We start from the raw sequence: 11,281 nt of genomic DNA, 5'->3' as shown, positions 1-11,281 counted from the left end.
AAACTCTATTTACAAAATTATGAAAAAATGAGCATAAAGACACAGAGCCGGTTTTCACCGGCTCTGGATTAATGGACCTGGGGAGGCTGATTATTCTGTTGTTGCTGCGGAGCTGTTAGTTGGTTTTTAACTTGTTGAATTTCATTGGTTTGGGCTTTGGCAGCTGGCTGATAATACCCTTTTTGTTTAGCGTATTGATAAAGGTTATATTGTCGCTGCTCATCAGTATTTCTAATTTGTTGAAGAGCCTGACGAAGTTGTTGATTGTCAGCTTGAGAAATGACGCTCCCGTAATTACTTAAGCTGCTGTTCAATACGGATAAATAATCATTTACCATGTCTTTCTCATTCATAAAATCCCTCCTTAATTTAAGAAGCTGATTAATTGTTGTTGTGTGTTACGTGCGTCTTGTGCATCCTTTTGAAGCATTTGCTTAAGCTGCGGACAAGTACAAGATTGGGCATAGGAATCAAGTTTGTTTGCGAGTGTTTCATGTCCGCCGATCATGTGACGCAGGTTTTGAAGTTCAAGTTCGTTCAGCTGAGTCATCCTGTTTCCCTCCTTCATTTCACATAGTATGAATGGAGAAAAACCAAATTATACTCACTTAAGCGATAACATTTCGCTCGTTAGAAAACTGCTGATACGTTTTTTCAATCATAATACTCTTTAGAATTTGGACAACATGATAAACATCTTCAAATGATGAATAGAGAGCAATTGGTGCAAGGCGAATGACGTTTGGTGAGCGGAAATCTGGAATGACGCCTTTTTGTTTTAGCGCTTTGCAAATTCGAGCAGCTTCATCGTGCTCGAGACAAATATGCCCACCCCGTCGATCATCTTCTGATGGATTAGTGATTGTAAAACCATCTTCAGCAAGATTTTCTTTAATAAGACACATTAAATAGTTGGTAAGAGACAATGATTTTTCTCGAATCGCATCTATGCCAGCTTCGTTCATCAATTCCAAAGCTCCTATTAAAGGAGCCATACTAAAAATGTGGGGTGTGCCTATTTGAAATGCGCCAGCGGTTTCAGCATGAGTAAGCGTATGGCTCATATCGAATTGCACTTCTTTCTTGGAACTGAACCATCCAGCAAGACCGGGTCGTCTGCCAAGGTGGTTTTCGTGCACAAAAAGTCCACCAACACCACCAGGGCCACTATTTAAGTACTTGTATGTACACCAAACCGCGAAGTCAACGTTCCAGTCGTGAAGTTTATGTGGAATGGCTCCGATTGAATGAGCTAAGTCAAAGCCAATGATTACTCCTTTAGAATGGGCTGCTTTTGTGATTTTTTCTATATTTAGTAATTGTCCGCTCCGGTAAAGTACGGAAGGGAGGAGAATAAGGGCTATAGTCTCATCGATGGCCTCAATGATATCTTCTTCCAGGATTGTTCTTCCGTCACGGCTCGGAACTTGTACTAGATTAGTTTTAGGGGATAACCCATGGAGTTCAAGCTGACTTTGAATAGCATAAATGTCAGATGGAAATGTTAAAGAATCGGCTAGTATTTTTGTTTTGTTTCCTGAAGGTTTAAAAAAAGTAGCGAGCATCTGATGAAGGTTAGTTGTAATTGAACCGGTAGTAATTGTTTCAGAAGCATGTGAACCGATTAGCGTTGATGTCATCTCACCGATGTTTTCTGCCATATAAAACCAGGGCTGCTTTCCATCAGACCAGCCATCAATTCCATGTTGCTTCCAGTCATCAAGAGATCGAAGAAGGGATGCTTCCGCATTCTTTGATAGAAGACCAAGTGAATTACCATCCAAATATAGCGTATTTGGATTTAAGTAAAACTTATCACGTAAATGGGCTAAAGGGTCTTTCTTGTCGAATTCTTTTGCGCCTGTAATGGACTGTGATAAACTCATATGTAACAGCTCCTTTTCTACAACTTATCGTATGAGAGGGAGAAGAGCATGTCAACGCTTTCACTCTTTGCAAAAGAAACTTTCTACATTTTTTTAGAATAATGATTGACATTTTAAATGATTCAATGGTATATTATTAAACGTCGCTGATGCACAGCACATGCGGGTGTGGCGGAATTGGCAGACGCGCTAGACTTAGGATCTAGTGTCTTACGACGTGGGGGTTCAAGTCCCTTCACCCGCACCATATATTTTTTGCGCCCGTAGCTCAATTGGATAGAGCGTCTGACTACGGATCAGAAGGTTAGGGATTCGACTTCTCTCGGGCGCACCATACATAATTTAAGTGGCGGTGTAGCTCAGCTGGCTAGAGCGTACGGTTCATACCCGTGAGGTCGGGGGTTCGATCCCCTCCGCCGCTACCATATTACAATTTCATCATGGAGGGGTAGCGAAGTGGCTAAACGCGGCGGACTGTAAATCCGCTCCCTCAGGGTTCGGCGGTTCGAATCCGTCCCCCTCCACCATGATTGGGCTATAGCCAAGCGGTAAGGCAACGGATTTTGATTCCGTCATGCGTTGGTTCGAATCCAGCTAGCCCAGCCATTTTTGCGGGTGTAGTTTAGTGGTAAAACCTCAGCCTTCCAAGCTGATGTCGTGGGTTCGATCCCCATCACCCGCTCCATTACATATTGTAGAAGAGTTTTAAAAGCTACTTCACAACCTGATTTTAATCATGGTATACTTTTGTTGAGATGGAATACCATTCATATCGTGCGCCTTTAGCTCAGTAGGATAGAGCAACAGCCTTCTAAGCTGTGGGTCAGAGGTTCGAATCCTCTAAGGCGCATACCCAAAACTCCTTGAATAAGATTACTTATTCAAGGAGTTTTTTTATTTTATTAACGGCACATGTGTGTTTGCACATAGGCTTCATTTCCAATAAACTAGTAATTAATAAATCACTTGGGAAATGGTGACGAAATGAAGCGATATAAAGGAAGAATTATATCTGTTGTAACGTTTTTTATGGCGATTCTATTATGGGATTATTGGCTTTATTCTGTGAATGAAATTAAAATCAATTGGTTAATGGACATATTCTTTACGATCTCAGTTATGGTGATTGTTTGGTGGTTCTCTTCTTATTATGATCGCTCTGTCATACTTCTGTCCAAATTAAAAGATAGTGAGGAAAAATATCGTAAACTATCAGAAAACTATAATAGTGTCATAAACAGCTTAAACGAAGTTGTTTTTCAAACTGGAATAGATGGTAGTTGGATCTGGTTGAATGAAGCGTGGGGTGAGTTAACTGGATACGACGTTCAGGAATCAATAGGCACATACAGCTTATCTTATATACATCCAGATGATCGGCTGAATATACATAAAGAATTATCTCGATTCCAAGATGGCGCAGAAAAATCTAACGTATTTGAATTCAGGGTTCAGAAAAAAGGCGGGGGGTTCGTCTGGTGTGAGGTCTTTATTAAATATGAATATAGCTCTAAAGGAAGATTTGAAGGAATGACAGGAACGATTAAGGATAAAACCTTTAGAAAGCAATCAGAAGAGCGGTTACTTAAAACAAATGAAGCCCTTGCGGTTAAATCTGAAAAGCTAGCATCAGCTGCACAGCTTGCCGCTGGAATTGCTCATGAAGTTCGGAATCCTCTAACATCGGTGAAAGGATTTCTTCAACTGCTTGAGAAGAAGGAATCCACTATGCCGTATTTTGAAATAATCTTTTCAGAAATATCCCGTATCGAATTAGTGCTAAGTGAACTTCTAACGCTAGCAAAGCCGCATAGTACATTATTTACGAATGTTGAAATGAAAGGTTTATTAAAGCAGGTCTCAACCTTGATTGAGTCTAATGCTCTATTGAACGATGTAACATTACAAACGAATTTTGGGAATGAGGAAGCAGTTGTTTTTGCTGATCCTAATCAAATAAAGCAAGTGTTTATTAATCTCATGAAAAACGCTATTGAAGCAATGAGTCTAATGGAGAAATCGAAATATCTTCATGTGAGTATGGATGTTCAAGAGATGTTTATATCTGTAAGGATTACCGACAATGGCGCCGGTATTTCTAAAGAAGATATTGATCGACTAGGGGAACCATTTTTCACAACAAAAGAGAGTGGTACGGGGCTTGGGTTATCAGTTTGTTTGAAGATTATTGAACAACACGGAGGAGAGTTGCTAATAGAGAGTGAAGAAGGGCAAGGTTCTACCTTTGAAATGAAGTTACCTCGTATTATGATAGATCAGCACGTATTGGAATAAAAGGCGAGTGAAACGAAGATTTTACTCGAATGTGCCCGAATCAAGAATCAATAGGATAAGCGAATATAGCTGAAAATCAGAAAAAGACGAACGATACTTGTTATTCGAAGTTGTTTATTCACTTTTGATGAGTTTTTTAGGTGTGTTTCTTTTGTTTTTTTATGAATTGTGCTACTATATCCGTAGAAACGATTCATTGCAGTAACTGACGACAAATGTGGAAATAACCACGAGGGAGCTGCGGTGTACAATGCCGGTCGTCTGGGCGAAGAAGTGAGTGACCTCATTCTTTACCAATTTTCAGGAGGAATAGAAATGACAATTGAAACTAAAATTTTAGACGGAAAAGCAGTTGCAAATCGCATAAAGGAAGATCTGAAAACAAGAGTAGCTTCTCTTAAAGAAAAAGAAGTTACACCAAGTCTTGTAACGATTCTAGTTGGAGATGATCCTTCTTCTGAAACGTATGTGAGAATGAAGGGCAACGCTTGTGAACGGGTAGGAATTACGTCTAAAAAAATTCATCTCCCTGAAGACACGACAACAGAAACGTTAGTTCAAACTATTGAAGAATTAAACAATGATACATCAGTACACGGTATCTTACTTCAACATCCAGTGCCATCACAAGTTGATGAGCGTCTTGCTTTTGAAACCATTGCTATTGAGAAGGACGTTGATGGGGTAACAAGTGCTGGATATGGCCAAACTGCTCTTGGGTTTGGAACTTTCCCATCCTGTACTCCAGCAGCTATTATGAAAATTATGGAAGATTATGATATTCAAGCTGAAGGAAAGCACGCTGTTGTTGTTGGGCGTAGTCCAATTCTAGGAAAACCAGTATCGGCTCTCTTATTAAATCAGAATGCTACAGTTACAACGTGTCATTCAAGGACCGCAGATCTTGCTTCTCATGTTCGTCAAGCAGATATTGTGATAGCTGCTGTAGGAAAACCAGAATTTATTAAAGGGGACTGGGTCAAAGAAGGAGCGGTTGTGCTCGATGCCGGGTACAACAAAGGCAACATCGGGGATGTTGAATATGAGGCTGCTGCTAGAAAGTCCTCCTATATCACACCTGTCCCAGGTGGAGTTGGACCTGTCACAATTGCTATGCTACTAAAGCATACGGTTGATGCAGCTGAGAAAACAGTTCGTTAAAATAACATAAGATATGAAAAGCAGTTTAATGTAGGAGGACAAATACTTAATTTGTCCTTTAAGTTAAGCTGCTTTTTAAATTCGATCATACCACCTTGGTTATGAACATAGTGGAATTATGTAAGGTGATCAATTATACGAACGAACATAGTTTTTATAATAGTCTCTTATTTCAGTAGATAAAAATGTGATACTATCATAGATAATGAATCGTTTATTCATCGCTTCACACAGAAGTGATGAGTAGTGAGTGCCTTTTCCTTTCAGCAGTAATAAATGAGCATGGAAATCAAGAAACATGCTATCACCTAATAGAATAGATTATACAAAGACGGTAATTTAACTTACATAGTCATTAATATTGAAAGGGGATACATAATCATGAACACGAAATACTTAGATTTATTAGCTCAAAAATATGATAGTGAAGAAAAGGTAGTCACTGAAATAATCAACCTTAAATCCATTCTTAACTTACCAAAGGGTACGGAGCATTTTGTGAGTGATTTACATGGAGAATATCAAGCCTTTCAACATGTTTTAAGAAACGGTTCTGGGAAAGTGAAGGAGAAAATAACTGATCTTTTTGATGAGATACTACCAGAGAATGAGATTAATGAATTTGCCACATTAGTTTATTATCCTGAAGAAAAAATAAAGTTAATTAAAAATGCTTTTGACAATGAAACAGAATTATTCCAATGGTACGCAGAAATCATAGAGCGGATGCTTAAGCTCATCTCTTATGCGTCCTCCAAATATACACGTTCGAAATTACGAAAAGCTTTACCTGCTCAGTTTGTTTATGTGATTGAAGAACTACTATACAAAACGGACGATCTTACAAATAAGGAGACGTATTACCAAAAAATTCTCCAGCAAATTATTTCTCTCGGACAAGCTGATAAACTCATCATTGGTCTCGCATATACGACTCAGAGATTAGTCGTTGACCACCTTCACGTAGTAGGGGATATCTATGATCGAGGTCCAGAGCCTGACAAAATTATGGAAACACTGATTAATTATCACTCAGTTGATATCCAGTGGGGAAACCATGATGTTCTATGGATAGGTGCATTTGCTGGTTCAAAGGTATGTCTCGCTAACATTATTCGTATATGCGCAAGGTATAACAATCTGGAGATTATTGAAGATGTGTATGGAATCAATCTTAGACCTCTTTTAAATCTTGCAGAAAAATACTATCATGACAATTCAGCGTTTACGCCTAAAATTGATTCGGATGAGAAGCAATCGAATCATGAAAAATGTCAAATCACCAAAATTCATCAGGCGATAACTATGATTCAGTTCAAACTTGAAAGTCCGATTATAAAGAGGCGCTCATATTTTAATATGTCGGAAAGGCTGTTGCTTGAGAAAATAGACTTTGAGCAGAATAACATTACACTTCACGGTAAAACGTATCCGCTTGATAACACTTGTTTTGCGACCGTTAATCCAGAGCGACCGGATCAGTTATTAGAAGAAGAGGAAGAAGTAATCGATAAGCTGCTTTTTTCTCTCCAACACTCTGAAAAGCTGGCAAGGCATATGAATTTCTTGATGAAAAAAGGTTCTCTATATTTGAAGTACAACGGGAATTTATTAATACATGGATGTATTCCTTTAGATGAAAAAGGTAATTTGGAAGAAATGATGATTGAAAATAAATCTTATGGAGGTCGTGAACTGCTTGACGTTTTTGAAAATTATCTTCGACATGCGTTTGCACATCCTGATGAAACAGACGATCTAGCAACGGATATGGTTTGGTATTTGTGGACCGGACAATATTCATCACTTTTTGGTAAAAGAGAAATGACCACTTTTGAACGTTATTTTATTAAGATTAAAGCAACTCATAAAGAAAGAAAGAACCCATATTACTATTTACGTGAAAACGAGAATACCTGCCGAGATATTCTTGAAGAATTTGATCTTAATCCAGATCAAGGTCATATTATTAACGGGCATACACCAGTAAAAGAAATAGACGGAGAGAACCCAATTAAGGCAAATGGTAAAATGATAGTGATAGATGGAGGCTTCTCTAAGGCTTATCAATCAACCACAGGTATTGCAGGATACACGTTATTATTTAATTCATACGGCATGCAACTTGTCGCACATAAACATTTTAATTCCAAAGATGAGGTTTTACTAAATGGAGCAGATGTTTTATCAGTAAAAAGGTTGGTAGATAAGGAGTTAGAGAGGAAAAAGGTTCGCGAAACGAACGTTGGAGAAGAATTGTTACAGGAAGTCTATTTTTTAAATAGTTTAATGGAATATCGTTATGTAAATTAAAGGAATCACATGCCAGGGTATAAACGAATTTACAATTGCGGTTTACTATAAAAACAGCCCACAGAAATGTGGGCTGTTTTTATAAGGGGTATTCTGTAAATAACAACTCTAGCTCATTTGAGTTTTTAAAAGGTTCGAAATTAATAACCATACTTTTCAAACTCCTTCTTATTACCATGAAATACGTTAACATCTATGAACTTTTCTTCTCCGTTATACCCATTTAACTGCTCTCTGTCAGTATATTGCCAAAAAGTCCAAGATTGATTATCAGGTAAGGTTGGTTTAGTTAAAACATCTCTTATCCAAAGATCACACTGATTAAAGCTATCTTTGATATAGAGCTCATATGCCTTGTGAGTGGTATAAAGAATGACCTTTTTTTCATAGTGTTCTTCCAGCAGCGTTATCATCGTCTGAAGCTCTGACTCTACTTCGCTTCTATCAGGAGGATTTTTTTCTTTATCAGCATAAAATTCAACATCAATAACAGGTGGTAATCCATACTTATCAATCGGCACGGTTTCGATAAAATGCTTGGCTTGCGTCGCTCCTTTACTATCAAAACTGAAGAAATGATAGGCGCCGATTCGTAAGTTAGTCTTTTGAGCATTTTTCCAATTCGTTTGATAATATGGATCGATAAATGAGCTTCCTTCTGTCGCTTTAATAAAAGCGAAGGACATACCTTGGTCCTGTATTTTGGTCCACTCAATCTCCCCCTGATAAGATGAAAAATCGACACCTTTCACAGGAAAAGGTTTTATATTAGAAGCGTTAGGGATAATGATTCCTTCGTACCACAAAAAAACGGATATAAGCAGGAGGCTTATCAAAGCTATAATAAGAGAAGCAACAATTTTTCTCATCTTTTCCCCATTTCATTTTTTCTTTACAGTATAACATCTAGAAAGGTTATCGTTTCAAAGTATACCAAATTACGGAAAGACCCCCTTAATAGTTGAAAATACATTTTATTTATAAAAGGTTCACAAGGATTTTTAACTATTTTTCAGATGAACGAAATAAAAAAGTGAATATAACCTATTAAAAAATCATGAAATAATTGGTAAATTAATGTTACGATAAATAGTGGTATTCTGATGATAGCTTTAGAAAGTGGCTCATGTAGTAGATGAGTTTGTTTTAGAAAAATTTTTATGCAATTAACGATATGAGCTTATATTGTGGATAGTATGATTTTTGCTAAATTCGAGTGAAACATTTACTTCAATCCTTTTTCAACATAGAGCGTAAATAAGCCAAAAGTATCGATAGTCATTAACACAGAACAAGTGAAAGAAAGGAATAATTAGCGGTGAAAGATATGAAAAATAGATTAGCGCATAGAAGGAAAAAGAAGCGTAAAAAGAAAATATTGCTCAGTGTCTCATTTCTATTACTAGTTATCGTTGGTATTGGTAGCTATCTAGGCTATCAGGTTTATAACACGGCGAAGCAATCTTATAGTGAGCTTGATCGGGAGAATGATATTTCAGAATTGAGAGAGACAGAAGTGGACATTGGAGAAGAACCGATTTCGATTCTCCTTCTTGGAATTGAAAACTACTCTTCAGATGGAAAGGGTGGAAGAGCTGATACCCAAATTGTTCTCACACTTGATCCTGGTTCAAAGAATGTTACTATGACAAGTATTCCAAGAGATACGAAGGTAGAAGTTCCTATAGAGAAAGTAGGAGAGGAATATGATGGTAGTCATAAAATAAACGCTGCTTATACATACGGATATCTTAGTGATTATGGGGCAAAGAAATTAGCTGTAGAAACGGTGGAAGATCTATTGAATATTCCGATAGATCGGTATGTAGCTGTTGATTTTGATGGTTTTCATGATATTGTTGACGCTATCGGCGGAGTGGAAGTTGATGTTAAATACCCTTTCTGGGAAAAAAACTACTATTCAAATGATCGCATCTATTTCGATGAAGGCTTAACCGAAATGAATGGTGAAGAGGCACTAGCCTTTGTAAGAATGAGGAAACGTGATATAAATACGGTGTATTCAAGAGAAGAGCGTCAAAGGCAATTTATTAAAGCAACGGTCGACGAAATGAAGTCTGGAGACACGATCTTTGAGATTAATAAAATTTCAAATGTATTAAAAAATAATGTGGAAACAAATATTACACCAGGAGAGATTCTCGCTCTGCAGAGAGAATTTCCATCACTTAGTTCAACTGCAATTGAAACGAAAGAAATCAGGGGTACGACACCAGATGTAAGTGGTCCTTCTTACTTTATTCCAGATCTCGATCAGCTAGAATTATTGAAGAGCCAATTAAGAGAAGCTCTCAATTTATAGAATTTAAACGACATCCATATACTAAGAAAGAGACCAACAAAGGAAACTTTGTTGGTCTCTTTTGAGTTCGCGTATGAATTTAATTCATGACTATTAGACAACTTCAAGAAAGACTTTCTGACCTCGTTCATACTAAAGCTCTTTACGCAGATGATATTGCTCGTGTGGTGGTAGGATTATTTGTATGTGGTCATGCAAATGATGCAATAGAAACTATCTTATAAGGTTTTTTGTCAGAAAAATTGCGTAGACTTTACTTGAATGATTCTTTCATCCACCATATACTCATACTAATACAAGGAATAACGTTTTAAAAGGGAAAAACCCTTGTGATTCATGTAGAATAACAACTAGAGGAATATGCTCGTCAGGTGGGGGAAGAAAGATGAATAGTTTTATTGTCATGCAAGGAGATACATACCATGAGGAAAAAGAATCGGGAGTGATTTGGTCTCCTAAAGAGGACAGGGGAGGTCAGGTACCTCATTCTTGGAAAAGGCTGAAAGAAGTGAGACAAGGAGATCCTATTTTCCACTATGTTAAGGGAGATATTGTTGCCGTTAGTATTGCAAAGGTTGATTGTAGCGAAGAAATGCAACCGTCAACGTTGTGGAATCAAACTGAATCTAAACAGGGGTATTTAGTGAAGTTAGAATATCAAGAATTGGATGTTCCGGTGAATGTGAAAGAGAAGTTTCAAGAAATTTCTCCTTTATTACCTCTCAAATATTCGCCGTTTCAAAATGATGCTAGCGGGAATCCTGGATACTTATATCCTTGTAATGAAGCATTAACGATTAAATTGCTTGAGCTTATTAGTGAGTCGAATTTTTATCGCGTAAATGAAGAGCAATTAGAGCTTACAGTCGATGAAGTAAGACGAACCGATCGGAATACGCTCGTTCCGGTGATTACAGAAACGGAATCAGAAGCAAAAACGAAAATGAGGTGGGGCAAGCTTAAATTTAGAAATGAAGTAGCCCCGTTATGGAAAGAACAATGTGCATTATGTGCAATTAACTTGCCGGAATTATTGAAGGCTAGTCACTCTAAACCGTGGAAGGATTGCTCCAATGATGAGCGATTGGATCCTTATAACGGGTTGTTACTTTGTCGAAACCATGCAGGTTTATATGAGGAAGGGCTAATTGCGTTTGATGGCCAGGGTCGCTTGCATATTTCTTCGATTATGCAAGAAAAAGACTACGAAATATACGGATTAGTGGAGCGAGCAAAAATCAGCATTCATCAGGAGAATAAAGTCTATTTCAAGTGGCATAAGCGAAAGATATTTAGAAAGTAA

General features: G+C 37.6%; 10 protein-coding genes, 7 tRNA genes and 1 riboswitch. Of the genes, 13 read left to right on the top strand and 4 right to left on the bottom strand.

The features are described from left to right. Positions 1–68 precede the first annotated feature (68 nt). Genes AC0VYJ_RS12710 through kynU form a run of 3 tightly spaced genes read right to left on the bottom strand, consistent with a single transcriptional unit; the run spans position 69 to position 1,886 of the window. Entirely contained in the window at positions 69–353 is a 285-nt protein-coding gene (locus AC0VYJ_RS12710) for a spore coat protein (RefSeq protein ID WP_475365355.1), read from the bottom strand. An 11-nt stretch (positions 354–364) separates the two neighbouring features. Continuing rightward, the gene (locus tag AC0VYJ_RS12705; protein ID WP_475365354.1) at positions 365–550 is read right to left on the bottom strand and encodes a hypothetical protein; all 186 of its coding nucleotides are present in this window, start codon (positions 548–550) and stop codon (positions 365–367) included. Between the two features lie 58 nt (positions 551–608). After that, positions 609–1,886 carry a kynureninase gene (gene kynU / locus AC0VYJ_RS12700; protein WP_475365353.1) on the bottom strand — a complete coding sequence of 426 codons (1,278 nt, stop codon included), beginning with the start codon at positions 1,884–1,886 and terminating at the stop codon, positions 609–611. A gap of 162 nt (positions 1,887–2,048) precedes the next feature. Between kynU and AC0VYJ_RS12695 the strand changes: the two genes are divergently transcribed. The 10 genes from AC0VYJ_RS12695 (at position 2,049) to fbp (ending at position 7,655) form a co-directional block, all read left to right on the top strand. After that, positions 2,049–2,133, top strand: a tRNA-Leu gene (locus tag AC0VYJ_RS12695). A gap of 10 nt (positions 2,134–2,143) precedes the next feature. Further along, positions 2,144–2,220 (top strand) — tRNA-Arg (locus tag AC0VYJ_RS12690). A 14-nt stretch (positions 2,221–2,234) separates the two neighbouring features. Continuing rightward, a tRNA-Met gene (locus tag AC0VYJ_RS12685) sits at positions 2,235–2,311 on the top strand. Between the two features lie 17 nt (positions 2,312–2,328). Then, positions 2,329–2,413: transfer RNA gene (locus AC0VYJ_RS12680), tRNA-Tyr, on the top strand. Positions 2,414–2,417: 4 nt separating this feature from the next. Next, positions 2,418–2,492 (top strand) — tRNA-Gln (locus AC0VYJ_RS12675). 5 nt (positions 2,493–2,497) lie between these two features. Further along, a tRNA-Gly gene (locus tag AC0VYJ_RS12670) sits at positions 2,498–2,571 on the top strand. A 91-nt stretch (positions 2,572–2,662) separates the two neighbouring features. Beyond that, a tRNA-Arg gene (locus AC0VYJ_RS12665) sits at positions 2,663–2,736 on the top strand. 134 nt (positions 2,737–2,870) lie between these two features. Further along, positions 2,871–4,181, top strand: coding sequence for an ATP-binding protein (locus AC0VYJ_RS12660; RefSeq protein WP_475365352.1), 1,311 nt, complete (start codon positions 2,871–2,873; stop codon positions 4,179–4,181). A 191-nt stretch (positions 4,182–4,372) separates the two neighbouring features. After that, positions 4,373–4,455: riboswitch (ZMP/ZTP riboswitch) on the top strand. 41 nt (positions 4,456–4,496) lie between these two features. Next, positions 4,497–5,342, top strand: coding sequence for a bifunctional 5,10-methylenetetrahydrofolate dehydrogenase/5,10-methenyltetrahydrofolate cyclohydrolase (locus tag AC0VYJ_RS12655; protein WP_194221872.1), 846 nt, complete (start codon positions 4,497–4,499; stop codon positions 5,340–5,342). A gap of 381 nt (positions 5,343–5,723) precedes the next feature. Further along, positions 5,724–7,655 (top strand): fructose-1,6-bisphosphatase, encoded by a 1,932-nt coding sequence (fbp, locus tag AC0VYJ_RS12650; RefSeq protein ID WP_475365351.1) that lies wholly within the window; start codon positions 5,724–5,726, stop codon positions 7,653–7,655. 140 nt (positions 7,656–7,795) lie between these two features. Here fbp and AC0VYJ_RS12645 read toward each other — a convergent pair whose 3' ends face one another. Continuing rightward, complete coding sequence (locus AC0VYJ_RS12645; RefSeq protein ID WP_475365350.1) at positions 7,796–8,524, bottom strand: GH25 family lysozyme; 729 nt, start codon at positions 8,522–8,524, stop codon at positions 7,796–7,798. Between the two features lie 458 nt (positions 8,525–8,982). Between AC0VYJ_RS12645 and AC0VYJ_RS12640 the strand changes: the two genes are divergently transcribed. The 3 genes from AC0VYJ_RS12640 to AC0VYJ_RS12630 all read left to right on the top strand — a co-directional run bounded on the left by AC0VYJ_RS12640 (position 8,983) and on the right by AC0VYJ_RS12630 (position 11,281). Further along, a complete protein-coding gene (locus AC0VYJ_RS12640) occupies positions 8,983–9,978 on the top strand; it encodes an LCP family protein (protein WP_475365349.1) in 996 nt (331 codons plus the stop codon). 86 nt (positions 9,979–10,064) lie between these two features. Continuing rightward, positions 10,065–10,202: a hypothetical protein gene (locus tag AC0VYJ_RS12635; RefSeq protein WP_475365348.1), complete on the top strand. Its 138-nt coding sequence runs from the start codon at positions 10,065–10,067 to the stop codon at positions 10,200–10,202. Positions 10,203–10,363: 161 nt separating this feature from the next. After that, positions 10,364–11,281 carry an HNH endonuclease gene (locus tag AC0VYJ_RS12630; protein ID WP_430243008.1) on the top strand — a complete coding sequence of 306 codons (918 nt, stop codon included), beginning with the start codon at positions 10,364–10,366 and terminating at the stop codon, positions 11,279–11,281.

Source organism: Anaerobacillus sp. 63XJN7_5_ISO-PGPR-S23-430 (assembly GCF_056173695.1).
This window is presented reverse-complemented; position numbering and strand designations above follow the sequence as displayed.

Excerpts from the sequence above, each read along its gene's own strand:
- AC0VYJ_RS12710 (WP_475365355.1), bottom strand. The coding sequence starts at position 353 with ATGAATGAGAAAGACATGGTAAATGATTATTTATCCGTATTGAACAGC.
- AC0VYJ_RS12705 (WP_475365354.1), bottom strand. The coding sequence starts at position 550 with ATGACTCAGCTGAACGAACTTGAACTTCAAAACCTGCGTCACATGATC.
- kynU (WP_475365353.1), bottom strand. The coding sequence starts at position 1,886 with ATGAGTTTATCACAGTCCATTACAGGCGCAAAAGAATTCGACAAGAAA.
- AC0VYJ_RS12660 (WP_475365352.1), top strand. The coding sequence starts at position 2,871 with ATGAAGCGATATAAAGGAAGAATTATATCTGTTGTAACGTTTTTTATG.
- AC0VYJ_RS12655 (WP_194221872.1), top strand. The coding sequence starts at position 4,497 with ATGACAATTGAAACTAAAATTTTAGACGGAAAAGCAGTTGCAAATCGC.
- fbp (WP_475365351.1), top strand. The coding sequence starts at position 5,724 with ATGAACACGAAATACTTAGATTTATTAGCTCAAAAATATGATAGTGAA.
- AC0VYJ_RS12645 (WP_475365350.1), bottom strand. The coding sequence starts at position 8,524 with ATGAGAAAAATTGTTGCTTCTCTTATTATAGCTTTGATAAGCCTCCTG.
- AC0VYJ_RS12640 (WP_475365349.1), top strand. The coding sequence starts at position 8,983 with ATGAAAAATAGATTAGCGCATAGAAGGAAAAAGAAGCGTAAAAAGAAA.
- AC0VYJ_RS12635 (WP_475365348.1), top strand. The coding sequence starts at position 10,065 with ATGACTATTAGACAACTTCAAGAAAGACTTTCTGACCTCGTTCATACT.
- AC0VYJ_RS12630 (WP_430243008.1), top strand. The coding sequence starts at position 10,364 with ATGAATAGTTTTATTGTCATGCAAGGAGATACATACCATGAGGAAAAA.